This window comes from Pseudomonas sp. C9-3 (assembly GCF_032392015.1).
Taxonomy (GTDB): domain Bacteria; phylum Pseudomonadota; class Gammaproteobacteria; order Pseudomonadales; family Pseudomonadaceae; genus Pseudomonas; species Pseudomonas nitroreducens.
The window spans coordinates 6518806-6542688 of sequence record NZ_CP135919.1; the positions used below are offsets into that span (position 1 = coordinate 6518806).

Genomic DNA, 23883 nt, shown 5'->3' on the forward strand with positions numbered 1-23883 from the left:
ATTTCCGCCTGGGCTTGCCCCGCTCGGCATCGACTATCGGCCCAGTCCCCTTCCAGCCGTCCGAGCGGCTACAATGCGCGCCATCCGTGATTTCCGCCCACAGAGGTGCGCCATGCAACCCTACGCCATCGCTCCGTCGATCCTGTCCGCCGATTTCGCCCGCCTGGGCGAGGACGTCGACAAGGTGCTCGCCGCCGGCGCCGACATCGTCCACTTCGATGTGATGGACAACCACTACGTGCCGAACCTGACCATCGGCCCGATGGTCTGCACGGCCCTGCGCAAGTACGGCGTCACCGCGCCCATCGACGTGCACCTGATGGTTTCCCCGGTGGATCGCATCATCGGCGACTTCATCGAAGCCGGCGCCACCTACATCACCTTCCACCCCGAAGCCACCCAGCACATCGACCGCTCCCTGCAACTGATCAAGGACGGCGGCTGCAAGGCCGGGCTGGTATTCAACCCGGCCACCTCGCTGGACGCGCTGAAGTACGTGATGGACAAGATCGACATGGTCCTGCTGATGAGCGTGAACCCCGGCTTCGGCGGGCAGAAGTTCATCCCCGGCACCCTCGACAAGCTGCGAGAAGCCCGCGCGCTGATCGACGCTTCCGGCCGCGATATCCGTCTGGAAATCGACGGCGGGGTGAATGTGAAGAACATCCGCGAGATCGCCGCTGCTGGCGCCGACACCTTCGTCGCCGGTTCCGCCATCTTCAACGCACCGGACTACGCCGAGGTCATTCGCGCCATGCATGCCGAGCTGGCGCAGGCGCGCAAGTGATGAGCGCTGCACAACTGCCGTTCGCCGGGCTGCCGCGTCTGGTGATGTTCGACCTGGACGGCACCCTGGTGGACTCGGTCCCCGACCTCGCTGCGGCGGTGGACAAGATGCTGCTGGCGCTCGGGCGCCAGCCGGCCGGCCTGGACGCCGTGCGTTACTGGGTCGGCAACGGCGCGCGCGTACTGGTGCGCCGCGCCCTGGCGGGCGACATCGAGCATGAAAGTGTCAGCGAAGAAGACACCGAGCGCGCGCTGGAACTCTTCATGGACGCCTACGCCGACAGCCATGCGTTGACCGTGGTCTACCCCGGCGTCATCGAGACCCTGAAGTGGCTGAAGAAGCGCGGCGTCGAGCTGGCGCTGATCACCAACAAGCCCGAGCGCTTCGTTGGTCCGCTGCTGGACGAGATGAAGCTGGGCAAGTTCTTTCGCTGGATCATCGGTGGCGACACCCTGCCGCAGCAGAAGCCCGACCCGGCCGCGCTGCTGTTCGTAATGAAGATGGCCGGTGTATCGGCAGAGCAGGCGCTGTTCGTCGGCGACTCGCGCAACGACATCCTTGCGGCCAAGGCCGCCGGCGTGCGCAGCGTCGGCCTGAGCTACGGCTATAACCATGGCCGCCCCATTGCCGAAGAAACCCCGACGCTGGTGCTCGACGACCTGCGCCATCTGCTGCCTTGCTTCGACTCGGGCAAAGCGATAGTGTTGCCCGACTCCGCTTCAAAACCCGCTCAGCGAGACAGCACCGTGGAAACGGCTCCCCACACACTCTGGATGAAAGTCATCAAGGCCCTGGCCCGCTGGCGCTGGCGCGCCTGACATCCTTTGGCCGGCACGACCGGCGTGTGTGCACCCAAGTCCGTTTCCCCCTCAGAGCCCGTTTACTATCTGCTGCGCGTCGGCGGCACTGCGTTGAAATCGCTTTCGAGATGCTCATTTACTGCGTGTAAACTCCGCTCTCTCAAGCGATTTCGCCTTGTTCCGCTCTAGCTCGCGAGATCCTAAACAGGCTCTTATTCCACGAGGCTGATCATGACCCGCGAAGAATTCCAGCGCCTGGCCGCCGAAGGCTACAACCGCATTCCGCTGACCTGCGAAACCCTTGCCGACTTCGACACCCCGCTGTCGATCTACCTCAAGCTCGCCGACGGTCCGAACACCTACCTGCTCGAATCCGTGCAGGGCGGCGAGAAGTGGGGTCGCTACTCGATCATCGGCCTGCCCAGCCGCACCGTGCTGCGCGTCTACGGCCACCAGGCGAGCATCAAGGTCGACGGCGTCGAGACCGAGAGCTTCGAATGTGCCGACCCGCTGGCCTTCGTCGAAGCGTTCAAGGATCGCTACCGCGTGCCGACCATCGCCGGCCTGCCGCGCTTCAACGGCGGCCTGGTGGGCTACTTCGGCTATGACTGCGTGCGCTACGTCGAGCAGCGCCTGGCGCAGTGCCCGAACCCGGACCCGCTGAACAATCCGGACATCCTGCTGATGGTCTCCGACGCGGTCGTCGTGTTCGACAACCTTGCCGGCAAGATGCACGCGATCGTCCTCGCCGATCCGGCCCAGGCCGATGCCTACGACAAGGGGCTGGCGCAACTGGATGAGCTGCTGGAGCGCCTGCGTCAGCCGATTACCCCGCGCCGCGGCCTGGACTTCAGCGCGGTCAACGCGCCGGAGCCGCAGTTCCGCGCCAGCTTCACCCGCGAGGATTACGAGCGGGCGGTGGATACCGTGAAGGAGTACATCCTCGCCGGTGACTGCATGCAGGTCGTGCCGTCGCAGCGCATGTCCATCGACTTCAGCGCCGCGCCCATCGACCTGTACCGCGCGCTGCGCTGCTTCAACCCGACGCCGTACATGTACTTCTTCAACTTCGGCGACTTCCATGTCGTCGGCAGCTCGCCGGAAGTGCTGGTGCGTGTCGAAGATGGCGAAGTCACCGTGCGCCCCATCGCTGGTACCCGCCCGCGTGGCGCGACCGAAGAAGTCGACCGCGCGCTGGAAGAGGACCTGCTGTCCGACGCCAAGGAAATCGCCGAGCACCTGATGCTCATCGACCTGGGCCGCAACGACGTCGGTCGCGTGTCGCAGACCGGCAGCGTGAAGGTCACCGAGCAGATGGTGATCGAGCGCTACTCCAACGTCATGCACATCGTTTCCAACGTGAACGGCCAGCTCAAGCCGGAGCTCTCGGCGATGGACGCCCTGCGCGCCATCCTGCCGGCCGGCACGCTGTCCGGCGCACCGAAGATCCGCGCCATGGAAATCATCGACGAGCTGGAGCCGGTCAAGCGTGGCGTCTACGGCGGTGCCGTGGGATATCTCGCGTGGAACGGCAACATGGATACCGCCATTGCCATTCGCACCGCGGTGATCAAGAACGGCGAACTCCACGTGCAGGCCGGCGGCGGTATCGTCGCCGACTCGGTGCCGGCGGCGGAGTGGGAAGAAACCATCAACAAGCGCCGCGCGATGTTCCGCGCCGTGGCGCTGGCCGAGCACACCGCGCGTTTGCACGGTAACGATTGAGTCGCTGACTCGACTGAAAAGCCCCGCTTCGGCGGGGCTTTTTCTTTTCGTAGGAGCGGACTCCGTCTGCGATATCCAGCTACGAGTCGCGCCGGGAGCTATCGCGGACGGAGCCCGCTCCTACGCGATACATCAGGTTCCCTGACTCGGCTTTCGCGCAGTCGCCGGCTGCTCCTACAAGAGCCTGATCACCCGGCCTGGCGCGCCTCCATCACCTGAAGACCCGACTTGCGCTGAACCAAGGCAGCATTCGCCTGCTGCGAGCGCTCCTCCACATACGCAGCGAGATGATCCACCGCGACGTATTGCATTGCCTTGTGGCTGTCATCCAGCGTGGTCACCGGCAGGGCGATGCGCCCGCAGGACAGTGCCTTGCTGAAATTCTCCCGGTTCAGGTTGCGGAACCAGCGCTCGCGCACTTGCTCCAGCGGCACCAGGACGTCCCCGAAGATCTGATAGACCAGGCTCACCGTCTCCGGGCGCGGGGCGGGGCGAATATCGGCGGTCGACTGCATGGGACTCTCCTGTTCCGATGGTGGTGGCGACAGAAGAAAATATAGCAAAGGTTGTATTTCTTTTCAATCGCCGCGCAGAGAAAACCCCGCCGAAGCGGGGTTCATGATCCGCAGGCGACGCTCAGCGAACCAGGGTCGGTGCGCGGCGATGGCGTACCGTCGACCACCAGAACACCCAGCCGATCATGCGGATCTGCCCGCTGTCGAACTGCTCCGCCGGGTACTCCTCGTCAGGGTATTCGTCGCGGTTGAAGCTGCGCAGGCGGATGCCTCCGCCAGGCAGGCGATAGACGAACTTCACCCGCAGCATGCCCTCATGTTCCAGGGCGTAGATCTCACCGTCGGTGATGTGCGTGGTGGCCGTGTCGATGCCGATGGTGGAGCCATCCATGATCAGCGGCTCCATGCTGTTGCCGGTGAGCTGGGCGCAGATCGCCGCCGCCGGGTCGACTCCCGCAGCGCGCAAGGTGGCGTAAGAGAAACGCAGCTTGCGCCCCTCTATCTCGCGCACCGCGGTGCGGCCGGCGCCAGCCGCCAGTTCCACTTCCTTGTACAGGCGTAGTTCCACTTCGTCCTCGTCCAGCGGTGTGTCGCTATCCCATGGGTGCAGCGGTTCCAGCCGCAGCGGGCTGCCATCGGCTGGGCGCACTACCGGCGCGCTGGTGGTGGCCGCCGGCGAACCTTCTCCGGTCGCCAGCCAGGTCGGCGAGACGCCCAGGGCGCTGGCGATCTCGATCAGCTTGCGCGTGCTCTGCGCCTTGCCCGAGGTCAGCTTGTGGATGGTGTTCTGCGAAACCCCGGCAGCTTCGGCCAGGGTTTCCTGCTTCAGGTTACGCGAGGCCATCGCCTGTTTGAGGCGGTCTGCCAGCGTTGATGAGGGTGAGTTTTCCATGAGGGCACTCTACCTCCTGGGTTGTAGGCTGTAAATAGCTTTGGTGTTGACTAAATATAGCCATGGTTGTAATCATTAAAGCCAGCAGCCGACCGAAGAGATGAATACCGGTTCGGCTGAAGGGAGGCGAACGGCTTCCCCCTCACCGCGGCAAGGATGCCGCGGGTTGCCTGCGAAGCGCGATGCGCGGGGCAGGCTGGAGGGCGCGGGCAGGCCAGGGAGGTGCTGCCCGCGCACCGGCAAGGGACGCCGCCACGATGGTCAGGCGTCCGCGACGAACAGATCGCGACTGACCACCACAGGCCGACCGAAGGCTCGGCGACCACGGAGGGCAGGTCGCCAGGAGGACCTTCATGAATCAACACCTACAACACGCCAGGCATTGCGCACACGCCGTCGATACGGAGGTGCACCGTGGCTGATATCGCTGACTACGCCAACGACCTGGTGCTCGACCGGATCGAAGACCTGCTGCACAGCCGCCGCTCTCGCCTGGCAGTCAGCTCCGCCGAGTATTGCGAAGACTGCGGCGACGATATTCCACCCGCACGTCGACTGGCCGCACCGGGCTGTACGCGCTGCATCGACTGCCAGGCAATGGACGAACTGGAGCGGCGGCACTGAGCCGCCAGGGAGAAATGCCGTGATCAAACCGATCGATGAAATGCTCAAGCTCTGGGCCGAGGAAATGCACAATCCGGGTAGCGCTGGCGGTGGTTACGCGGGGGGCAACCTGCTGGCGATGATGATTGCCAACAGGGGCGAAATGATCCGCGGTACCCGGGGCAGCAAGGTGATCCTCGATCGCGTCGCCGAACTGGACCTGATCATCAACCAGTTGCCGGACGAGCAGAAAGACGTCGTCACCGAGCACTACCTCAACCGCGACAGCGAAGCCGCGCAGAAGTACCGGCACTGCCGCTGCAGCCGCAACACCTTCTACCTGCGCCTGCATGTGGCGCACCAGAGCATCCAGTCGCGGCTGATGCGCCGCGCCGCCTGAATCCTTCCTGCCCTTCTCCGAAGCCCGGCCCTGCGCCGGGCTTCGTGCTTTTCGTGGGGGACCTTGAGCTATGCTCGCGCCCCATGAAAACGCCTATTCTTCTCCGCCGCGCTGAACCGGCCGACGCCGATGCCATCCTGCGCATCCTCGGCGAAACCTATGAAGCCACCTGGAAGCCCGCGCTGAGTGCCCAAGCCATCGCGCGCTTCGAGTCTTCCGCACATACCGTCGCCTATGTGCGCGAACGCCTGCCGCATTTCCGGGTCGCCTGCATCGATGGCGAGATCGTCGGCCTGCTCGATTGGCGCGACGACTTCATCGATGCTCTGCACGTCTCACCCGGCCAGCAGCGCCGCGGTATTGGTGCTGCGTTGCTGGATCACGCGGAACAGAATATCCGCGCTGCAGGTTTCGCCCGGGCCCGGCTGGAGACCGACACCTTCAACCAGCAGGCGCGCGCTTTCTATGGCAAGCACGGCTATGCGGAGGTCGATTTCTACCCGGATGAGGAGTGGTACAGCGGCTTTACCACCGTGCTGATGAGCAAGGTGCTCTGAAATTTCAGACGCTGGATTTCGGTGTTTCGGCAGTACATTACGGTGTGTCATCTGCGTATTGCAGCGCATTCCCTAAGAAGCCTTGTTCCGGCGGGAATCGGGGGGTAAAAAGTAGTCATTCTTGTAAAGGTGCGTCCCCAGGGAGCACAACGCGAAACACCGAAAAGCCCGGCCTCAGCGCCGGGCTTTTTCATGCCCGCGTTTTTTTGAACCGCCGATTTGGCGGGCGGCCGGCGAGCTTGTCGGCAGTGATCCCCGGCCGGCTGATAGCCGCCGGTTTCGCCCGTTCGCGGGCGTCTTTATCCAAGGTGAGCCAATGGGCAACGAACCTCAGACCCTGGCCGACGTGCCTTTGTGGGGGCTGATCCTGCTCGCGGTTGCGGGCGGCATCAGCGGTGAAATGTGGCGCGCCGACAAAGCGGGCCTGGGCGGCTGGCGATTGCTGCGACGCCTGGCGCTGCGCTCCGGTGCTTCCATCGTCTGCGGCATGGCGGTGATGTTCCTGGCCATGGCCTGCGGCGCCTCGCTGACTCTCGCTGCGGCCATCGGCAGCCTGACCGCGGCGGCCGGTGCGGAGATCGCCGTCGGTCTTTATGAACGCTGGGCGGCGAAGCGCCTGGGCGTCTGCGAACTGCCGCCGAGCGAGCGCGGACAAGAGTGATGCTTCAAGGAGACGACATGTCCGAACAACCTTTGACCCTCGCCCTGCTGCTCGACACGGTGGAGCAGGCGCTATCCACGCGGCTGACCGAGATCGGCGCCTTTCTGCGTGGCCCACTCAAGCAAGCGCCGGCGACACTTCCTGCGCTGGCGCTGGAGTACGCCGGCCTGCTACCCGGCCGTGATCCCGGCAATGGGCAGACCGCACTGGTCTGTCGGCTCCAGGCGCGCATTCTGGTAGCAATGGATGACGCGCAAGCCGAGGCCTTTGCACTGCGCAACGTCGCCGCGCTGGCCATGCTATTGCGCGCCCAGAACTGGGGGCTGGAACTGGAACCGGTCAGCTTCATCCAGGCCCAGCCGGACACCGAAAGTCCTGCGCTGGCGACGTGCCGGGCGTGGCTGGTCGAGTGGCAGCAACCGGTATTGCTCGGTGAAACGGAATGGCCATGGGAAGACCAGCCGCCGGGCAGCCTGGTGCTGGGGTTCGATCCCGAGACCGGTCCCGGCCATGAGGACGACTACTTCGATCCTGGAGCGCTGCAATGAACCAGGACTACGTGAGCGCCGAGCACGACCGCATGCTGGCCGCGCTGGTCATGCCATGCGAGGTGGTAGCGGTGGACCTGGCGGCGGCGCGGGTACGCGTGCGGTCCGGCGAATGGACCAGCGCCTGGGTGCGCTGGCACGCACAGGCCGCTGGTGCCGCTCGGCACTGGCGCGCGCCGAGCCTGGGCGAGCAGGGCGTATTGCTGAGCCCGTCAGGCATGGCCGCGATGGGCACCTTCGTGCCCGGCTTGTTCGGGGCGGCAGCGGCTGCGCCGAACAATCGCGGCGAGGTGGAGAGCTGGCATTTCCCCGATGGCGCGGTGCTGAGCTACGACTGGCAGGCGCATCGCTACGACCTGCAACTGCCTGCTGGCAGTGCAACGGTGAAGGTCGGTGGCACCGAGGTGATGATCGATCCGGGGGCGGTGACCGTCACCGCCGCGAGCATCCAGCTGACCGGGCCGGTGAACATCAAGGGCGCGCTGACGGTGAACGGCAATATCAGCAGCACCGGTTCGATCATGGACACCGCCGGCAACAGCAATCACCACACCCACTGACGACAGTCGATTATCAACCCGGGCCCGCCATGTGCGGGCCTTTGCATTTCTGGAGACCTGCCATGGGCAAAGAATCCTGTGCGCACCCTGAGTGGCGGAGGGCGCGGCCATGATCGGCATGGATCGGCGCAACGGTCAGCCGCTCAGTGGGCTGGCACACCTGAAACAATCCATCGAGGACATCCTCGGCACGCCGCTGGGCAGTCGACGCATGCGCCCCGAGTACGGCAGTCGCCTGCGGCGCATGGTCGACCTGCCGGTGACCGAGGGCTGGAAGGGCGCAGTACAGGCGGAAGTAGCCCGCGCCATCGGCCGTTGGGAGCCGCGCCTGCGCCTGAGTTCCGTGCAGGTGACGGCGGTGATGGGCGGCCGCGTTTCGCTGCGCTTGCGCGGCATCTACCTGGGTGACGAAGTCGGTCTGGAGGTGGCGGCATGAGCCTCATCGACCTGTCCCAGTTGCCCGCCCCGGAAGTGGTGGAAAACCTCGACTACGAGAGCCTCTACGACGAGTTGCTGACGGATTTCCGCAGTGCCATGGGGGAGGCCTGGAGCGCCGCGCTGGAGTCCGATCCGGTGGTCAAGCTGCTGGAGTTGGCGGCCTACCGGGAGCTGCTGCTGCGCGCCCGGATCAACGACGCTGCCCGTGCCGTGATGCTCGGCTACGCAACCCAGGGCGACCTCGATCAACTGGCCGCCGGTTACAACGTCAAGCGCCTGGTGATCCAGCAGGCAGACGCCACCACCTCGCCGCCGACACCGGCCGTGCTGGAGGGCGACGACTCGCTGCGCAACCGCACCCAGTTGGCCTTCGATCAGCTTTCGGTGGCCGGCCCGCGCAACGCCTATGTGGCCTTCGCGCTCGGCGCCGACGGGCGCATCGCCGACGTCTCGGCGGTCAGCCCGCAGCCGTGCGAAGCACTGGTCAGCGTGCTGTCTTCCGAGGGCAACGGTGCTGCTTCGGAAGAGCTGCTCCAGGCGGTGCGCACGGCTCTCAACGATGAGGACGTGCGTCCGGTAGGCGACCGCCTCACGGTGCAGTCCGCCGCCATCGTGCCTTACCAGGTCGATGCCGTGCTCTACATCTACCCGGGGCCGGAGGCCGAGCTGATCCAGCAGGCTGCCGAGGCTTCGCTGCAGAGCTACATCGCTACCCAGCGCCGCATCGGCCGGGATATCCGTCGTAGCGCGCTGTTTGCCGCCCTGCATGTGGAAGGCGTGCAGCGTGTCGAACTGGCGAAGCCGGCAGCGGACGTGGTGCTCGACTCCACCCAGGCGGCCTATTGCAGCGGCTACCAGATCCGCGTCGGTGGCTCCGATGAGTAGCCGCCTGCTGCCGATCAACTCGACGCCGCTGGAGCGTGCGCTGGCCGATGTGCAGGTCGGTGACCTGCCAGTGCCCCTGCGCGAGCTGATGGACCCGCAACGTTGCCCTGTCGCGCTGCTGCCGTATCTCGCCTGGGCCTGGTCGGTGGACCGCTGGGATCCGGCCTGGAACGAGGCGGTGAAGCGCAAGGCGGTGGCCGCTGCGTTCCGCATCCATCAGCACAAGGGAACCATCGCCGCGCTCCGGCGGGTGATCGAGCCGCTGGGTTACCTCATCGAGATCATCGAGTGGTGGCAGGGCTCGCCCATGGGCGAGCCGGGCACCTTCCGCCTGCGCATCGGCGTACTCGACAGCGGTATCAGCGAAGAGATGTACCAGGAGGTGGAGCGTCTGATCGAGGACGCCAAGCCGCTCACGCGGCACCTCATCGGGCTGGATATCAGCCTGGAATCCCAGGGGCGGATCACCGTCGGCTCCGGGCAATACGACGGCGACATCGTCACCGTCTATCCCTACCTCCCGGATGTGATCGAAGCGATCGGCAGCCACAGCTTGCCGGGCCGGGAGCACACCATCGATAGCTTGAGTGTCTACCCATGGCAGTAACCTACTACGCACTACTCACCACGATCGGTGCCGGCAAGCTGGCGAATGCCACTGCGCTGGGCACCTCCCTGAAAATCACCCAGCTCGCCGTCGGCGACGGCGGCGGCAACGTACCGACGCCCGATGCCAGCCGCACGAATCTGGTCAACGAAGTCCGTCGTGCGCCGCTGAACCGGCTGAGTGTCGACCCGGCGAACAGCTCGCAGATCATCGCCGAACAGGTCATCCCCGAGGACGTGGGTGGCTGGTGGATCCGCGAGATGGGCCTGTACGACGAAGTCGGCGCGCTGATCGCCTACGCCAACTGCGCGCCCTCCTATAAACCGCAACTGGCCGAAGGCAGCGGCCGCACCCAGACCGTGCGTATCGTGCTGATCGTCAGCAACGCCGCGTCGGTGGAGTTGAAGATCGATCCGAGTGTGGTGCTGGCAACTCGCGAGTACGTCGATAGCGCCATCGTCAGCGCGATGAACCGTCAGGACATCAAAAAATCGGTTCGGGTGGCCACCACTGCCAGCATCACGCTCAGCAACACCCAGACCGTTGACGGGGTGGTCCTGGCCATCGGTGACCGAGTCCTGGTGAAGAACCAGACCAACGGCAGCCAGAACGGTATTTACAGCGTCGCCACTGGCGCCTGGATTCGAGCCGACGATGCGGACGAAAGCGCCGAAGTCACACCTGGGCTCACTGTGCCTGTCGAGAGTGGCACGCAGAACGCGGACACCATCTGGCTGCTGATCACCGACGCTCCTATTGTTCTTGGCACTACGGCGCTGACCTTCCAGAACATCACCAACGGCCTCGCTCGCCTGCAGTCGCCAGCCTTTACCGGCTCGCCCACTGCGCCCACGCCCGCCGCTGCGTCGAGCGACGCGAGCATTGCAACCACGGCATTTGTTCGTACCGCGATGGCTTTGTTCGGCATCGGCAATACTTCGGTTGCGCCGAGTCTCGCCGACTTCAACGACGAAAGCCAGGGGGCGGGATTCTACTACACCGGCTCTGCAACGCTGAACCCGCCACCGGGCACTTCGGGACAAGGCTTCGTTCTGTACAAGGTCTATGGCGCTGGTGCGTTCCAGCTATACAGCCAGTATGGTCACGCCAATTTCATGTACCGCAGCAGAGCCGGCACTGCATGGACCAATTGGCGCCAGGTGGGGCAGGAGGCTCTTCGGCTTGTTGGTTTGGGTGATGTTGATGTCAATGTCATTGCTGATATCAACGATGCCACTGTGGGAAGTGGCATGTACTACACCAGCTCCAGCGACGCTAACCGCCCGCTGGGCACCAACGGAATAGTCCTGCACAAGATCACTGGCAGCGCGGGCTTCCAACTGTTCCAGCCGGGCGGCCTCGATCGCCTGGTGTACCGTCGTCGTACTGGTGGTGTTTGGCAGGGCTGGCGTGACATTGACTCCAATGTCTTTGGCATCGGCAGCACGACGTTCCAGCCCAATTGGCCTAATGCCAGCCTTGATGACTGTACGGGCGTGCTGACCGGTATTTACCGCACCATTTCCACCACGACGGCCGGGTTGCCCGCAGGCGTAAACACGGCGTCCGTCGTGAAGTTCTGGATCCGCGACGCTCTGTCTGCTGGCGTCTATCAGGTTGTGCAAGAACTGATCAACACCACCACTGGAAAGCGATTTACCCGCGTTGCTCCCAGTAATGGCACTGCAGTTGCCCCCAATTGGAGTACGTGGCGGGAAGAGGCGTACACCGACAGCCCGGCATTCACCGGGGTGCCAACTGCGCCGACGGCTGCAGCAGGTGCGGATTCCACTCAATTGGCTACGACTGCATTTGTCCAGTCTGCAGTCTCCGCGGTAACGGGGGCTGCTCCCGCGACACTGAATACCCTGGCCAAGCTTGCAACAGCTCTGAACAACGATCCGGCGCTAGCCGCGACAATCAACAGTGCGTTGGCACTCAAGGCGCCCTTAGCAAGCCCCGCGTTGACTGGGGCCCCTACGGTACCGACTGCGGCTGCCGGGGCAAACTCGGCGCAGATTGCCAACACTGCGTTTGTCCAGAATGCCCTGGCGTTTGCTTCGGGCAAGAGCATCTATGGCGGTTACCAAGCGCTTCCTGGAGGGACGATGCTCCAGTATGGCTCGTTTCTGATCTCGGAGAATGGGAAGTTCACCGGCAGTTTCCCGATTGCTTTCCCGACGGCCTGCGTTGCCTTGGTGGTTTCGAGCCCCGGCTACAACTACATCCTCAATGGTGAGGGGATCAGCAGGACGCAATACACCATTGAGGGCTACACATTGGCGGGTGCCATCGCCAACGTAGGGTTCCGCTGGATTGCCATTGGCTATTGAGGTGTTTCATGACGATCTTTTACTCGCCCCAAACGCGGGGCTTTTATGTTGATAGCGTCCACGGCGAGTCTATTCCGGATGACCGGATCGAAGTATCCGAAGACAAGCACTGGGAATTGTTGGCCGGCCAGCAGGAAGGCAACTCCATCGTCGTTGTCGATGGCACACCTGTTCTGAAAAAACTGGACGTTGAGAGAACAACCGAGGAGTGGGAGCGGAGCATTGCCCATCGACGCTATTCCGAGGAAGTTTCTGGCATTGAGGTTGCGGGTGCGCGATTCGAAACTACCCGAGACAGCCAAAGCCTCATTGGCAGCGCAGTAGTACATGCGATGGATAATCCCAATTACACCTGTCTTTGGAAAACGGACGATGGGTTCAAGGAGATGAGCGGCGCTGAATTGCGTTCGGTACTGAGCGAGGTCCGAGCCCACGTTCAGGCGTGCTTCGATCGCGAAGCCGTTCTACTCGACCACCTGAAGGCTGGCACCTTGACTGCGTCCATGCTCGATGAGGGCTGGCCTGCCTGACTCGACCGCTGTAACTCCGCCCGCCACATGCTGTGGTCTGGGCAAACCACCCAACCGCCTCCCGGCGGTTTTTTTATGTCTGGAGAAAACCCTATGAGCTTCTTTCACGGCGTCACCGTGACCAATGTCGACGTCGGTGCGCGCACCATTGCGCTGCCGTCGTCCTCGATCATCGGCCTGGTGGATACCTTCACCCCCGATAGCAAGCTGACCGCCCAGGCGGACATGCCCGTGCTGCTCACCAACCTGCGTGAAGCGGCCGCCGCCTTCGGTACCGCATCGGCCATCTACAAGTCCTGCACCGCCATCTTCACCCAGTCCGCCGCAGTGGTCGTGGCGGTCGGCGTGGCGAAGGTCGAGGATGCTGCGCAGCAGACTTCCTCGATCATCGGCAGCGTCACCGAAGCCGGCCAGCGTACCGGCCTGCAGGCGCTGCTCGATGGCAAGTCGCGCTTCAATGCCCAGCCGCGCCTGCTGATCGCGCCGAAGCATTCCGCCACCCAGGCGGTTGGCACTGCCATGGGCGCGCTGGCCGAGAAGCTGCGCGCCATCGCCATCGTCGACGGCCCCAACACCACCGACGAGGCGGCGATCGCCTACGCCGAAGAGTTCGGCAGCAAGCGCATCTACCTGGTCGATCCGGGCGTGCAGTACTGGGACACCGTCAGCAGCGCCACTGTTGACGCACCGGCATCCGCCAACGCCGCCGCGCTGTTCGCCTGGACCGACAGCCAGTACGGCTTCTGGTCCTCGCCGTCGAACAAGGAACTGCTCGGCATCACCGGTACCGGCCGCCCCATCGAATTCCTCGACGGCGACGAGACCTGCCGCGCCAACCTGCTCAACAACGCCAACATCACCACCATCATCCGCGACGACGGCTACCGCCTGTGGGGCAACCGCACCCTCTCCAGCGACGCCAAGTGGGCCTTCGTGACCCGCGTGCGAACCATGGACATGGTGATGGACGCGATCCTCGCCGGGCACAAGTGGGCGGTCGACCGCGGCATCACCAAGACCTACGTGAAGGACGTCACCGAGGGCCTGCAGGCCTTCATGCGCGACCTGAAGAACCAGGGCGCGGTGATCGACTTCGAGGTCTATGCCGACCCGGAACTCAACACCGCCAGCCAACTGGCCCAGGGCAAGGTGTACTGGAACATCCGCTTTACCGACGTACCGCCTGCCGAGAACCCCAACTTCCGCGTCGAGGTGACCGATCAGTGGCTCACCGAAGTCCTGGACGCAGCTTAAGGAGAACCCCAGATGATTCCGCAGATCCTGACCAATACCAACCTCTTCGTCGACGGCGTCAGCTTTGCCGGTGATGTGCCCTCCCTGACCCTGCCGACCCTCAAGGTGAAGACCCAGGAGTACCGTGCCGGTGGCATGGACGCTCCGGTCCTGCTCGACGTCGGCCTGGAGGCCATGGAGGCAAAGTTCACCACCAACGGCGCGCGCCGCGAGGCCATGAAGTTCTTCGGCCTGAGCGACCAGGGAGCATTCAACGGCACCTTCCGCGGCTCCTTCAAGACCCAGAAGGGCGGCACCGTTCCGGTGGTCGCCACCGTCCGTGGCCTGCTCAAGGAGATCAACCCGGGCGACTGGAAAGCCGGCGACCTGGCCGCCTGCACCTACAGCGTGGCGGTCACCTACTACAAGCTGGAAGTCGAGGGTCGCGAGATGTTCGAGATCGACCCGGCCAACTCGGTGCGCAAGATCGACGGCGTCGACCAGCTCGCCGCCATGCGTAACGACCTGGGCGTCTGAGGAGAGCCGTGATGCAAGACTCTGTCAAACAGCCCGCGTGGCTGAGCCTTTCCGAGGACGCGGCGGTGGTGAAGCTGTCCCGTCCAACCTCCTGCAACGGCGTCGATGTGGACGTCCTCACCCTGCGTGCGCCGACCGTGCGTGACATCCGCCTGGCCAGCAAGGTGGCCAGTGATGACGAGGAGCGCGAGCTGCAACTGTTCGCCTCGCTGGTACAGGTCAGCCGTCAGGACCTGGAGGGGCTCAAGCTCAGCGATTACCAGCGCCTGCAACACGCCTACTTTCGCCTGGTGCGAGAGGACGACGATGAGCTTCGCGCTGATGCGCCAGCTGGCGCGGCGACTGGCGACTGAGTCGGGCTTCACGGCCGGCGAACTGGAGTGCATGAACCTCAGCGACCTGCGTTGGTGGCTGGGGGACGAGGCGGGTTAGTTCGCCCCCTGGAGGGGCGCCGGGTGGCCGGCGCTCCTTTGTCGTCATTGAGGTGAACAAGATGACAGTAAGTGAAACCGCCGGGGTGACGGTGATCCTGGGGCCCGAGGTCGCGCAGGTGCTGGGGCAGTCGTTCGGCCTGGCAGTGAAGGACACTCTGGGGCAAGCCATCGCGGATGGCTTTTTACGATTGCAGGGCAAGCGCACATTGGCGGTGGCCGGCGGCTCGCCGGAGCCTTCGGGGAGCGCCTTGCATCAGGCATTGCGACAGGAGTCTGAGGGAGGCGACGAGATAGCTCGGCAGACGCTCGAGGCCCTGAGGGAAATCGCAACCCTGCTTCGCCGGCCCACAGCGAGCGGCGCTCCGGGCAATGCCGTTCAGATCGCGACGGCGGCTCCCGCGAGTTCCCTGCAACCGGTCAACGTCGACTGGACCCAGAAGGACCCGGCCATCTACCAGATCCTGTCCAATCCCCTGGACGCGATCTCCATGGCCCTCACCAGTTCGCACCGCTACGAACAGCGCGTTCAGGAACTGGTGGTGCGCGGTGGCCTTGAGCCTGGCGAAACGTCCGAAGCGTTCGTCAAAAGCCGGGTTGAGGCAGCAGCGCAGGGTAGTGGGCTCAACTCCGACGCTGCTCTGGATATGGTCCGGCAGCTGATGAACGTCGGCCTCACCCTGCGGCAGAGCCTGAACTACCTGCCGGCCGCAACGAAGCTGCAATATGGCAAGGCTGTTGCGCCGGATGCAGTGGCTGCTCTGGTGAGGAATGTCGTCGACCAGGGCGACGACAGTGCGGCGGGGGTCGAGCGCAGCCTCGGAGTCATTTCCTGGCGAGCGCGACAGGAGCAGGTGCCAACCGATCTTCTGGTACGCCGACTCAATGATGGGCAGGAGCAGCGGTCGTGGGCGCAGATGCTGCAGCGGCCAAGCGAGATGCGGATCAAGCCGGCAGCGCAGTTGCAGGCGGACGTGGATGTCCGCATAGGGACGACTCAAGGCTGGCGCCATACCGCTGAGAATGCCGTGGAAGGGCTGCTGCAGACCAGCGGCAGTGTCACTTTGAAGGTGGTCGACGGAGGCCTGCCTGCGCTGACCTTTGCCGCTGATCGGCTGAAGGAGTCCACCCACTTCGTGGGAGCGCAGTTCGGGCTGATGACGGGGCAGTACGGGCTGTCGAAGGAGATGCTGGCAACCTTTACCTCTGAACTGGGGCTCGATGACGTTTCTCAGTACCTCAAGTCGATTGACCTGGGCGTATTGAGTGATCGCTCGCAGCTGATCACGAAGCTCGGTGACCAACTCGCCCGACGGCGTGATGAGTCTGACAGTGACTGGCAACTGCCGAGCCTGGATATCCGGAGTCTCTGGCGCGGGATGCGCAGCGACTGGGGCAACGTCGGCTTTGGTCCGGCTGCGCGTCCGCCGGGCGCACAGTTGAACGAGCCGGTTCGACCACCACGCGGAGCACGCGTTGGCGCGGGTGGTGATGCCCCAGGCAATGACGACTCCACCCGCGCGCTGGGTGGGGCGCTGGCCGGCAGCATGTTGGGAGCCTGGATGGTGCCGGTGCTGGGGCCGTTCATCGGTGCCGTCGTCGGCGGACTGACCGATTGGGGTGGCCTACCCGCGGAGCGCAATGCTCCTGCTATCGAAGGACGCGGGTCAGAGCCGCGGGACGGGAGAAGCGGCGCGGAATCTCCTGCTGCCGCTCCCATTGGGGAACCGACCACCCAAAACTGGACCTTCTCCCCCCAGATCAGCATCAACGTGGCCGGTAATGTCAGCGATCCCGATCAGTTGGCCAACGAGCTGTTGCCGCGGTTGCGCTGGATGCTGGCGGACTTCTCCCAGGAACGACAGCGCGATGCGCTGTTCGACACGGTCGTCGTGTAAGGAGGCGAAATGGCGTATTGGGAACAGATGCAGAGTGGCCTGTCGCAACTTGCCCGGGCGGCCGAGGATGGCCGTCGCGATCTCGACGGAATGATAGCGCCGGTCAACGGCGCTATCGGCGATATCCGTGGCGCGGCTGGCGAACTGGAGGGCCTGCCCGGTGTTTCGCCGCAGATGGTTGGCAAGGTGCAGCGTGCAATGCAGGGCCTGGAGCGCGCGCAGGCCAAGGTCAACAGGGTAGTCAACACCTACAACAGCGCCACGCGGGTCCTGAAGGGCATCGATGAGCGCATGCAGGGACTGGGCGAACAGGTCGGCCGGGCTAGAAAGGCAGTGGACAAGGTAGTCGGAAGGGTGGGCGACAGCCTGGGTTTGCCGCTGCCCACGTCCGTACTGTCGCCGAAGTCTCCGCAGGCCGATTCGATGTGCGTTATCTCCCAGCAGCACCTGCTGATCATGACGGTGCTGGATTCTCAGACTCAGTTCTACTTCAACATCGACACGGTGCCTTTCGAGGCGGCGACCCGTACCAGCCAGCTCGCCTGGAAAGAGCAGGCGCGCCTGGGGCGGCGACCGGCTCTGCAGTACGTCGGCGCTGGCGCGGAGACGCTACTACTGAAGGCGGTGATCATGCCGGGGCTATCCCGCGTAGCGGGCAGGCGAGTAGGGCGGGAGAATCCGGACAAATTGCGCGAAATCGCGCTGAGCGGCAAACCGGTGAGTCTTATCAGCGGTTACGGAGACTCCCTGGGCACCTGGTGCCTGATCAAGGTCACCGAAACTCAGTCCGCGCTCTTCACTGACGGCGTACCGCGCGTACAAAACCTGGACCTGGAGTTCAATCGCTATGGCGACGACAACAAGCTATCGCAGCAGTAGCGGCGATGTGTTGGACCAACTCTGCTATCAGCGCTATGGCCATCTGAAGGGCTGTGTGGAAGCCGTGCTGAATGCCAACCCCGGGCTCGCCGACGAGCCGCAACCCTTGCGAGCCGGTGTGCTGATCCACATGCCGGACCTTGCGGTGCCGGACAACCCCCAGGTACGCCTGTGGGATTGATCCGGCTTATCCACCCTGGCCCCGCATAAGCGGGGCTTTTTCATTCTGGTGAACCATGAAACCTGTCTTTCGCATTGTCGCTGACGGCCGCGACATCACTCCGCACGTCAATGACCGGGTGCTCGAGTTGGTCGTAACCGACAAGTACGGTCTGGAGTCTGACACCCTTTCGCTGACCCTCGACGACCGTGATGGTGCCGTACTGCTGCCGCGGCGCGGAGCAGAGCTGGTGCTTTACCTTGGTTATGAGGAGACAGGTGTCGCTCCTATGGGACGCTATACGGTCGACACCATTACCTTCAGTGGTGCGCCGGACACGCTGGTGGTCAAGGCCAAGTCCGGTGATTCGCGCAATGCCGGAAAGTCCGTCCGTAGCGACAGTTGGGAGAACGTGACACTGGCAGAGATCGTCAAACGCATTGCAGAGCGCAACGGCTGGCAAGCCGAGTGCGAAGTGGGTGCGCGAATTGAGCGCGCAGATCAGATCAAGGAGTCCGACTATCACTTCGTCACCCGCCTGGCGCGGCAGTACGACTGCACTGCGAAGATCGCCGATCTGAAGTTACTGGTCATGCCTCGTCAGGGCGGTCGCACTGCTTCCGGTCAGGTACTGGACAATCTTCCGATCAAACGTGCGGAGGTTAGCTCTTTCACCTTCACTCTGGATGATCGCAAGGTTGTCGCGACAGTCTCTGTTCCGTACCAAGGATTGGATGGGGCCGTGCGAACAGTGACGGTGACCAACCCTAACGCCCCGAAGCAGGTGCAGGCCGAGTACGTCGAACGCCATGTTCAGGCCAACGAAGCGGCGGCGCGTCAGTTGGCCAGGTCGCGTCTTGCGGATTTCAACCGAAAAACCGCCGGGGTACGGCTGCAGTTGCCGGGCCGCGCGGACTTGTTCGCGGAGTGCTTGGTCGACTTGAGTGGATTCAAGATTGGGGTCGATGGCACTTATCTGGTCGACACCGTTACCCAGCACTTCCAGGCAAACGGTTGGACAACCAGCGTGCTTTGCAACGGCGGGAGCGATGGCAAAGGCAAGGCTGGGGAGGGCGGCTGATATGCAAATCGACGAACGCCAGCTGCTGCTGATCCTGCCCAACGCCCGCCCTGTCGCGGGCGTTTTTCTTCCGGCACTCGACGCCGCCATGGGGGATTTCGGAATCGACACGCCGCCGCGTGTTGCTGCCTTCATCGCCCAGGTCGGCCATGAAAGTGCCCATCTGACCCGCTGCGTGGAAAGCCTGACATACAGCGCCCAGCGTCTGGCCGCCGTCTGGCCCCGGCGCTTCCGCAGCGCCGACGGCTCGCCCACGGCGCTGGCGCGAGAGGTGGCGTACCAGCCGGATCGCATTGCCAACCTCGTCTACGCCGGGCGCAACGGAAACGGTGATGAAGCCTCTGGCGACGGCTGGCGTTTTCGTGGACGCGGCCTGCTGCAGGTGACGGGACGGAGCAACTATCGCTCGGTTGGCGAAGGGCTCGCACAGCCCTTTGTCGCCCGCCCACAACTACTGGCGGAACCTCGCTGGGCGTGTCGGTCCGCCGCCTGGTGGTGGCAGCGCAACGGGCTTGGCGAGCTGGCGGACGCCGGGCGCTTCGAGGACATTACCCGGCGCATCAATGGTGGGCTCAATGGCCTGGAGGAGCGCTTGCTGCTCTGGCGGCGCGCGCAGGAGGTGCTGGGATGAGCCGTTTCTGGCTGGCGCTGGGGATGACCGGCTTCCTGCTGAGTGGCCTGTTCGGCGGTTGGTTGGCGTCGCGCTTCTATGGCGGGCAGTTGCAGGGCCTGCAGCTCGAGCAGGCTCGCTGCAGCGAAGCCGGCAAGGCGCTGGAATCCCGGCTGGTGCTGCAGAACGAGCAGCTCGACGCGTTGGCTGAAAGCTCCCGCCAGCGTGCGGAGGCCGCCGAGCGAGCCCTGGCCCAGGCCCGCGACCTGGCGCAAAGCCATGAAGATGCCGCCAACCGACTGTTGCTGGAGCGCAGCGAGGGCGAAGAGTGCGCGGTGGTTCGTCAACTGATCGACCGTGAGCTGCTGCCATGAAAGTGCTCATGCTGATCTTCCCGCTGTTGATCGCCGGTTGCGCCGCGACTTCACCCAAGCCTGTGGAAATCCGTATTCCCATCCCGGTGCCGTGCCAGACACCGGCCATCGAAGCTCCCCGATTCGCCACCACCGCCCTGCGCGCGGCGGACGACCTGCAAACCAAGGTTCGTGCGCTGCTGGCCGAACGGCAGCAACACCTCGCCTACGAAACCCGCCTGCGTGCTGCCCTCCAGGCGTGCCAGTGAAACGTCCTACCTTCGTCGGCAGGGGCGCCGCGCGTATTGCGCTGGCGCCCGGCCTTGGGCTACTGTTCGGCCATCGCTAGGCGAGACCGCAACCGTGATCCACCGCACCCGCATCATCACCTCCCTCCTCAAGGCATTCGCCCGTTGGCGCTGGCGCGCCTGATTCCTTCTTTCCCGGCATAGCGCCGGTCTCTTCTTACGCGTCCATTTCTCCCATCCGCTGGCATAATTGCCAGATTCGCGCAGCCTACGAGGCCGCAACGGGTGTCGACGATGGCGCGATCCGAAAGCAGTGCAATCATGAGGTTCGAGCAGACATGCTGCTGATGATCGATAACTACGATTCCTTCACCTACAACCTGGTGCAGTACTTCGCCGAGTTGAAGGCCGACATCCACGTCGTTCGCAATGACGAACTGAGCGTCGACCAGATCGCCGCGCTCAATCCCGAACGCATCGTCCTGTCCCCCGGTCCGTGCACCCCGAACGAAGCGGGTGTTTCCCTGGAGGTGATCGAACGCTTCGCCGGTAAGCTACCGCTGCTGGGCGTGTGCCTGGGCCACCAGTCCATCGGCCAGGCCTTCGGTGGCGACGTGGTGCGGGCGCGCCAGGTCATGCATGGCAAGGTCAGCCCGGTGTTCCACAAGGACCAGGGTGTATTCGCCGGCCTGAACAACCCGCTGACCCAGACCCGCTATCACTCCCTGGTGGTCAAGCGTGAGACGCTGCCCGACTGCCTGGAGATCACCGCCTGGACGGCGCTGGAAGACGGCTCGGTCGACGAGATCATGGGCCTGCGCCACAAGACGCTGAACGTCGAGGGCGTGCAGTTCCACCCCGAGTCGATCCTCTCCGAACAAGGCCACGAGATGTTGGCCAACTTCCTCAAGCAGACCGGCGGGGTGCGCGCATGAATATCAAGGAAGCCCTCAACCGCGTGGTCAACCAGCTGGACCTGTCCACCGAGGAAATGCAGGACGTCATGCGCGAGATCATGACCGGGCAGTGCACCGACGCGCAGATCGGCGCCTTCCTCATGGGCATGCGCATGAAGAGCGAGACCATCGACGAGATCGTCGGCGCCGTCGCGGTGATGCGCGAGCTGGCCGACCAGGTCGAACTGGACAGCCTCAAGCACGTGGTCGACGTGGTCGGCACTGGCGGTGACGGCGCGAACATCTTCAACGTGTCCTCGGCGGCGGCCTTCGTCGTCGCCGCGGCGGGCGGCAAAGTCGCCAAGCACGGCAACCGTGCGGTCTCCGGCAAGAGCGGCAGCGCCGACCTGCTGGAAGCGGCCGGCATCTACCTGGACCTCAAGCCAGTCCAGGTGAAGCGCTGCATCGAGACCGTCGGTGTCGGCTTCATGTTCGCCCAGGTCCACCACAAGGCCATGAAGCATGCTGCAGGCCCGCGCCGCGAGCTGGGCCTGCGTACCCTGTTCAACATGCTCGGCCCGCTGACCAACCCGGCCGGTGTGAAACACCAGGTGGTCGGCGTGTTCAGCCAGGCGCTGTGTCGTCCGCTGGCCGAGGTACTCAAGCGCCTGGGCAGCGAGCACATCCTGGTGGTGCATTCGCGCGATGGCCTGGACGAGTTCAGTCTCGCCGCACCGACCCATGTCGCCGAACTGAAGGACGGCGTGGTCACCGAGTACGAAGTGCAGCCGGAAGACTTCGGCATCAAGAGCCAGAGCCTGATCGGCCTGACCGTGGACAGCCCGCAGCAGTCGCTGGAACTGATCCGTGATGCCCTTGGCCGGCGCAAGACCGAGGCTGGGCAGAAGGCCGCCGAGCTGATCGTGCTCAACGCCGGCGCCGCGCTCTACGCGGCGGACCTGGCCACCAGCCTGCACGAAGGCATGCAATTGGCCCACGACGCCCTGCACACCGGGCTGGCGCGGGAGAAGATGGAAGAGCTGGCGGCCTTCACCGCCGTTTACCGAGAGGAGAACGCACAGTGAGTGTGCCGACGGTTCTGCAGAAGATCCTGGCCCGCAAGGCCGAAGAAGTCGCTGATCGCCGCACCCGCGTGAGCATTGCCGAGCTGGAGCAGCTGGCGCGTGCCGCGGACGCACCCCGTGGTTTCGCCAATGCCCTGCTGGAGCGTGCCAAGCGCCGCGAGCCGGCGGTGATCGCCGAGGTGAAGAAGGCGTCCCCGAGCAAGGGCATCCTGCGCGAGAACTTCGATCCCGCCGACATTGCCCGCAGTTACGAGGAGGGCGGCGCCGCCTGCCTCTCCGTGCTGACCGACATCGATTTCTTCCTCGGCAGCGACGCCTACCTCAAGGAAGCCCGCGCAGCCTGCACGCTGCCGGTGATCCGCAAGGACTTCCTGATCGACCCATATCAGGTGGTGGAAGCCCGCGCCATCGGCGCCGACTGCATCCTGCTGATCGTCTCGGCGCTGGATGACGTGCGCATGGCCGAGCTGGCTTCGGTGGCCAAGGACGTCGGCCTCGACGTGCTGGTGGAAGTGCACGACGCCCCGGAACTGGAGCGCGCGCTGAAGACCCTGGACACTCCGCTGGTCGGGATCAACAACCGCAACCTGCACACTTTCGAAGTCAGCCTTGAGACCACTCTGGACTTGCTGCCGGAAATCCCGCGTGAGCGCATGGTGATCACCGAAAGCGGTATCCTCAACCGCGCCGACGTGGAGCTGATGGAAGTCAGCGACGTGTTCGGCTTCCTGGTCGGCGAAGCCTTCATGCGTGCCGACGAGCCGGGTACCGAGCTCAAGCGCCTGTTCTTCCCCGAGCGCAGCAAGGTCAAGCTGGGCGCCGATCCGGACTGACAGCTCCTACAGAGTCAGGACAACAAAAAAGCCGGCGATTGCCGGCTTTTTTGCGTTCTGGGGATGCTTCAGCGGGTGCCGAAGACCACCATGGTCTTGCCTTTCACATGCACCAGGCCCTGTTCCTCCAGGCTCTTGAGCACGCGGCCGACCATCTCGCGGGAGCAGCCGACGATGCGGCCGATTTCCTGGCGGGTGATCTTGATCTGCATGCCGTCCGGGTGGGTCATGGCGTCCGGCTGTTGGCACAGGTCCAGCAGAGTGCGGGCGACGCGCCCGGTGACATCGAGGAAGGCCAGGTCGCCGACCTTGCGCGTGGTCTTGCGCAGGCGATCGGCCATCTGGCTGCCCAGGGTGAAGAGAATCTCCGGATCCTGCTGGCTCAGTTCGCGGAATTTCGCGTAGCTGATCTCGGCGACTTCGCATTCGGTCTTGGCGCGGATCCAGGCGCTGCGCTCCTGGCCGGTGCTGCCTTCCTTCTCGAAGAGCCCCATCTCCCCGAAGAAATCGCCGGTGTTGAGGTACCCGATGATCATCTCGCGGCCATCGTCGTCCTCGATCAGGACGGTGACCGACCCCTTGATGATGAAGAACAGGCTTTCGCAGCGGTCGCCAGCGTAGATGATGGTGCTCTTGGCGGTGAAGCGGCGGCGATGACAGTGCGCGAGCAACTTGTCGAGGTTCTTGATTTTGGGTGTGAGGGTAATAGCTACCATGCCCGAGTCCCGGAAAGAATAAAGAGTGGCCTTTGCACAACAGGCGCTAATGATTTTTTATGACCAGCTGTAGTGCCGTGCG

30 protein-coding genes are annotated in these 23883 nt (G+C 64.1%); 27 read left to right on the forward strand and 3 right to left on the reverse strand.

Features of this window, described 5'->3' with window-relative positions; genetic code table 11:
* Window positions 1-112 precede the first annotated feature (112 nt).
* The 3 genes from rpe to trpE all read left to right on the forward strand — a co-directional run bounded on the left by rpe (window position 113) and on the right by trpE (window position 3312).
* A complete protein-coding gene (rpe, locus tag RS899_RS29895; protein ID WP_045212681.1) occupies window positions 113-787 on the forward strand; it encodes a ribulose-phosphate 3-epimerase in 675 nt (224 codons plus the stop codon).
* Window positions 787-1605 carry a phosphoglycolate phosphatase gene (locus tag RS899_RS29900; protein ID WP_315808719.1) on the forward strand — a complete coding sequence of 273 codons (819 nt, stop codon included), beginning with the start codon at window positions 787-789 and terminating at the stop codon, window positions 1603-1605. Before rpe ends, RS899_RS29900 begins: the two co-directional genes overlap by 1 nt.
* Before the next feature lie 213 nt (window positions 1606-1818).
* Window positions 1819-3312, forward strand: coding sequence for an anthranilate synthase component I (trpE, locus tag RS899_RS29905; protein WP_315808720.1), 1494 nt, complete (start codon window positions 1819-1821; stop codon window positions 3310-3312).
* Window positions 3313-3500: 188 nt separating this feature from the next.
* Here the strand turns inward: trpE and RS899_RS29910 are convergent, their stop codons facing one another.
* Both RS899_RS29910 and RS899_RS29915 read right to left on the reverse strand, forming a co-directional pair.
* Entirely contained in the window at window positions 3501-3827 is a 327-nt protein-coding gene (locus RS899_RS29910; protein ID WP_054908044.1) for a pyocin activator PrtN family protein, read from the reverse strand.
* Window positions 3828-3948: 121 nt separating this feature from the next.
* On the reverse strand, window positions 3949-4719 hold the full coding sequence (locus RS899_RS29915) for an XRE family transcriptional regulator (protein WP_054908045.1): 771 nt from the start codon (window positions 4717-4719) through the stop codon (window positions 3949-3951).
* A gap of 414 nt (window positions 4720-5133) precedes the next feature.
* On the opposite strand from RS899_RS29915, the gene RS899_RS29920 reads away from it, so the two are divergent.
* The 24 genes from RS899_RS29920 (at window position 5134) to trpC (ending at window position 23085) form a co-directional block, all read left to right on the forward strand.
* Window positions 5134-5343, forward strand: coding sequence for a TraR/DksA C4-type zinc finger protein (locus tag RS899_RS29920; RefSeq protein ID WP_024763589.1), 210 nt, complete (start codon window positions 5134-5136; stop codon window positions 5341-5343).
* A 19-nt stretch (window positions 5344-5362) separates the two neighbouring features.
* On the forward strand, window positions 5363-5722 hold the full coding sequence (locus tag RS899_RS29925) for a hypothetical protein (RefSeq protein ID WP_024763588.1): 360 nt from the start codon (window positions 5363-5365) through the stop codon (window positions 5720-5722).
* 53 nt (window positions 5723-5775) lie between these two features.
* Complete coding sequence (locus RS899_RS29930; protein WP_315808721.1) at window positions 5776-6279, forward strand: GNAT family N-acetyltransferase; 504 nt, start codon at window positions 5776-5778, stop codon at window positions 6277-6279.
* 316 nt (window positions 6280-6595) lie between these two features.
* Window positions 6596-6940 carry a phage holin family protein gene (locus RS899_RS29935; RefSeq protein ID WP_024763586.1) on the forward strand — a complete coding sequence of 115 codons (345 nt, stop codon included), beginning with the start codon at window positions 6596-6598 and terminating at the stop codon, window positions 6938-6940.
* 17 nt (window positions 6941-6957) lie between these two features.
* A complete protein-coding gene (locus tag RS899_RS29940; RefSeq protein WP_315808722.1) occupies window positions 6958-7488 on the forward strand; it encodes a hypothetical protein in 531 nt (176 codons plus the stop codon).
* Entirely contained in the window at window positions 7485-8048 is a 564-nt protein-coding gene (locus RS899_RS29945) for a phage baseplate assembly protein V (protein ID WP_315808723.1), read from the forward strand. The genes RS899_RS29940 and RS899_RS29945 overlap by 4 nt, the downstream gene beginning before the upstream one ends.
* Window positions 8049-8157: 109 nt before the next feature.
* The gene (locus RS899_RS29950) at window positions 8158-8484 is read left to right on the forward strand and encodes a GPW/gp25 family protein (RefSeq protein ID WP_024763583.1); all 327 of its coding nucleotides are present in this window, start codon (window positions 8158-8160) and stop codon (window positions 8482-8484) included.
* Window positions 8481-9371 (forward strand): baseplate assembly protein, encoded by an 891-nt coding sequence (locus RS899_RS29955; RefSeq protein WP_315808724.1) that lies wholly within the window; start codon window positions 8481-8483, stop codon window positions 9369-9371. The genes RS899_RS29950 and RS899_RS29955 overlap by 4 nt, the downstream gene beginning before the upstream one ends.
* Entirely contained in the window at window positions 9364-9978 is a 615-nt protein-coding gene (locus RS899_RS29960) for a phage tail protein I (protein WP_315808725.1), read from the forward strand. Before RS899_RS29955 ends, RS899_RS29960 begins: the two co-directional genes overlap by 8 nt.
* Entirely contained in the window at window positions 9969-12311 is a 2343-nt protein-coding gene (locus tag RS899_RS29965; RefSeq protein ID WP_315808726.1) for a phage tail protein, read from the forward strand. Before RS899_RS29960 ends, RS899_RS29965 begins: the two co-directional genes overlap by 10 nt.
* Before the next feature lie 8 nt (window positions 12312-12319).
* Window positions 12320-12841 (forward strand): DUF4376 domain-containing protein, encoded by a 522-nt coding sequence (locus tag RS899_RS29970; RefSeq protein WP_233297137.1) that lies wholly within the window; start codon window positions 12320-12322, stop codon window positions 12839-12841.
* A gap of 93 nt (window positions 12842-12934) precedes the next feature.
* Window positions 12935-14095 carry a phage tail sheath subtilisin-like domain-containing protein gene (locus RS899_RS29975; RefSeq protein WP_054908050.1) on the forward strand — a complete coding sequence of 387 codons (1161 nt, stop codon included), beginning with the start codon at window positions 12935-12937 and terminating at the stop codon, window positions 14093-14095.
* 12 nt (window positions 14096-14107) lie between these two features.
* A complete protein-coding gene (locus tag RS899_RS29980; protein ID WP_024763578.1) occupies window positions 14108-14611 on the forward strand; it encodes a phage major tail tube protein in 504 nt (167 codons plus the stop codon).
* Window positions 14612-14622: 11 nt separating this feature from the next.
* Window positions 14623-14964 carry a phage tail assembly protein gene (locus RS899_RS29985; RefSeq protein ID WP_024763577.1) on the forward strand — a complete coding sequence of 114 codons (342 nt, stop codon included), beginning with the start codon at window positions 14623-14625 and terminating at the stop codon, window positions 14962-14964.
* A 140-nt stretch (window positions 14965-15104) separates the two neighbouring features.
* Window positions 15105-16940: a hypothetical protein gene (locus tag RS899_RS29990; protein ID WP_315808727.1), complete on the forward strand. Its 1836-nt coding sequence runs from the start codon at window positions 15105-15107 to the stop codon at window positions 16938-16940.
* Window positions 16941-16949: 9 nt separating this feature from the next.
* Complete coding sequence (locus RS899_RS29995) at window positions 16950-17819, forward strand: phage tail protein (RefSeq protein ID WP_315808728.1); 870 nt, start codon at window positions 16950-16952, stop codon at window positions 17817-17819.
* Window positions 17788-18000, forward strand: coding sequence for a tail protein X (locus RS899_RS30000; protein ID WP_315808729.1), 213 nt, complete (start codon window positions 17788-17790; stop codon window positions 17998-18000). Before RS899_RS29995 ends, RS899_RS30000 begins: the two co-directional genes overlap by 32 nt.
* A gap of 55 nt (window positions 18001-18055) precedes the next feature.
* The gene (locus RS899_RS30005; protein ID WP_315808730.1) at window positions 18056-19060 is read left to right on the forward strand and encodes a phage late control D family protein; all 1005 of its coding nucleotides are present in this window, start codon (window positions 18056-18058) and stop codon (window positions 19058-19060) included.
* Between the two features lies 1 nt (window position 19061).
* Window positions 19062-19691 carry a glycoside hydrolase family 19 protein gene (locus RS899_RS30010; RefSeq protein WP_315808731.1) on the forward strand — a complete coding sequence of 210 codons (630 nt, stop codon included), beginning with the start codon at window positions 19062-19064 and terminating at the stop codon, window positions 19689-19691.
* On the forward strand, window positions 19688-20044 hold the full coding sequence (locus RS899_RS30015) for a hypothetical protein (protein WP_315808732.1): 357 nt from the start codon (window positions 19688-19690) through the stop codon (window positions 20042-20044). The genes RS899_RS30010 and RS899_RS30015 overlap by 4 nt, the downstream gene beginning before the upstream one ends.
* On the forward strand, window positions 20041-20292 hold the full coding sequence (locus tag RS899_RS30020) for a hypothetical protein (RefSeq protein WP_233297145.1): 252 nt from the start codon (window positions 20041-20043) through the stop codon (window positions 20290-20292). The genes RS899_RS30015 and RS899_RS30020 overlap by 4 nt, the downstream gene beginning before the upstream one ends.
* A gap of 317 nt (window positions 20293-20609) precedes the next feature.
* Window positions 20610-21206, forward strand: coding sequence for an aminodeoxychorismate/anthranilate synthase component II (locus RS899_RS30025; protein WP_054908056.1), 597 nt, complete (start codon window positions 20610-20612; stop codon window positions 21204-21206).
* Window positions 21203-22252: an anthranilate phosphoribosyltransferase gene (gene trpD, locus RS899_RS30030; RefSeq protein ID WP_054908057.1), complete on the forward strand. Its 1050-nt coding sequence runs from the start codon at window positions 21203-21205 to the stop codon at window positions 22250-22252. Before RS899_RS30025 ends, trpD begins: the two co-directional genes overlap by 4 nt.
* Window positions 22249-23085, forward strand: a complete 837-nt coding sequence (gene trpC, locus RS899_RS30035) for an indole-3-glycerol phosphate synthase TrpC (protein WP_045212629.1) — start codon at window positions 22249-22251, stop codon at window positions 23083-23085. Before trpD ends, trpC begins: the two co-directional genes overlap by 4 nt.
* Window positions 23086-23153: 68 nt before the next feature.
* Here trpC and crp read toward each other — a convergent pair whose 3' ends face one another.
* Window positions 23154-23801 carry a cAMP-activated global transcriptional regulator CRP gene (crp, locus tag RS899_RS30040; protein WP_024763566.1) on the reverse strand — a complete coding sequence of 216 codons (648 nt, stop codon included), beginning with the start codon at window positions 23799-23801 and terminating at the stop codon, window positions 23154-23156.
* Window positions 23802-23883 lie beyond the last annotated feature (82 nt).

Bases quoted from the DNA above. Each gene is read 5' to 3' on its own strand.
- rpe (WP_045212681.1), top strand. From the start codon at position 113: ATGCAACCCTACGCCATCGCTCCGTCGATCCTGTCCGCCGATTTCGCC.
- RS899_RS29900 (WP_315808719.1), top strand. From the start codon at position 787: ATGAGCGCTGCACAACTGCCGTTCGCCGGGCTGCCGCGTCTGGTGATG.
- trpE (WP_315808720.1), top strand. From the start codon at position 1,819: ATGACCCGCGAAGAATTCCAGCGCCTGGCCGCCGAAGGCTACAACCGC.
- RS899_RS29910 (WP_054908044.1), bottom strand. From the start codon at position 3,827: ATGCAGTCGACCGCCGATATTCGCCCCGCCCCGCGCCCGGAGACGGTG.
- RS899_RS29915 (WP_054908045.1), bottom strand. From the start codon at position 4,719: ATGGAAAACTCACCCTCATCAACGCTGGCAGACCGCCTCAAACAGGCG.
- RS899_RS29935 (WP_024763586.1), top strand. From the start codon at position 6,596: ATGGGCAACGAACCTCAGACCCTGGCCGACGTGCCTTTGTGGGGGCTG.
- RS899_RS29940 (WP_315808722.1), top strand. From the start codon at position 6,958: ATGTCCGAACAACCTTTGACCCTCGCCCTGCTGCTCGACACGGTGGAG.
- RS899_RS29945 (WP_315808723.1), top strand. From the start codon at position 7,485: ATGAACCAGGACTACGTGAGCGCCGAGCACGACCGCATGCTGGCCGCG.
- RS899_RS29950 (WP_024763583.1), top strand. From the start codon at position 8,158: ATGATCGGCATGGATCGGCGCAACGGTCAGCCGCTCAGTGGGCTGGCA.
- RS899_RS29955 (WP_315808724.1), top strand. From the start codon at position 8,481: ATGAGCCTCATCGACCTGTCCCAGTTGCCCGCCCCGGAAGTGGTGGAA.
- RS899_RS29960 (WP_315808725.1), top strand. From the start codon at position 9,364: ATGAGTAGCCGCCTGCTGCCGATCAACTCGACGCCGCTGGAGCGTGCG.
- RS899_RS29965 (WP_315808726.1), top strand. From the start codon at position 9,969: ATGGCAGTAACCTACTACGCACTACTCACCACGATCGGTGCCGGCAAG.
- RS899_RS29970 (WP_233297137.1), top strand. From the start codon at position 12,320: ATGACGATCTTTTACTCGCCCCAAACGCGGGGCTTTTATGTTGATAGC.
- RS899_RS29975 (WP_054908050.1), top strand. From the start codon at position 12,935: ATGAGCTTCTTTCACGGCGTCACCGTGACCAATGTCGACGTCGGTGCG.
- RS899_RS29980 (WP_024763578.1), top strand. From the start codon at position 14,108: ATGATTCCGCAGATCCTGACCAATACCAACCTCTTCGTCGACGGCGTC.
- RS899_RS29985 (WP_024763577.1), top strand. From the start codon at position 14,623: ATGCAAGACTCTGTCAAACAGCCCGCGTGGCTGAGCCTTTCCGAGGAC.
- RS899_RS29990 (WP_315808727.1), top strand. From the start codon at position 15,105: ATGACAGTAAGTGAAACCGCCGGGGTGACGGTGATCCTGGGGCCCGAG.
- RS899_RS29995 (WP_315808728.1), top strand. From the start codon at position 16,950: ATGGCGTATTGGGAACAGATGCAGAGTGGCCTGTCGCAACTTGCCCGG.
- RS899_RS30000 (WP_315808729.1), top strand. From the start codon at position 17,788: ATGGCGACGACAACAAGCTATCGCAGCAGTAGCGGCGATGTGTTGGAC.
- RS899_RS30005 (WP_315808730.1), top strand. From the start codon at position 18,056: ATGAAACCTGTCTTTCGCATTGTCGCTGACGGCCGCGACATCACTCCG.
- RS899_RS30010 (WP_315808731.1), top strand. From the start codon at position 19,062: ATGCAAATCGACGAACGCCAGCTGCTGCTGATCCTGCCCAACGCCCGC.
- RS899_RS30015 (WP_315808732.1), top strand. From the start codon at position 19,688: ATGAGCCGTTTCTGGCTGGCGCTGGGGATGACCGGCTTCCTGCTGAGT.
- RS899_RS30020 (WP_233297145.1), top strand. From the start codon at position 20,041: ATGAAAGTGCTCATGCTGATCTTCCCGCTGTTGATCGCCGGTTGCGCC.
- RS899_RS30025 (WP_054908056.1), top strand. From the start codon at position 20,610: ATGCTGCTGATGATCGATAACTACGATTCCTTCACCTACAACCTGGTG.
- trpD (WP_054908057.1), top strand. From the start codon at position 21,203: ATGAATATCAAGGAAGCCCTCAACCGCGTGGTCAACCAGCTGGACCTG.
- crp (WP_024763566.1), bottom strand. From the start codon at position 23,801: ATGGTAGCTATTACCCTCACACCCAAAATCAAGAACCTCGACAAGTTG.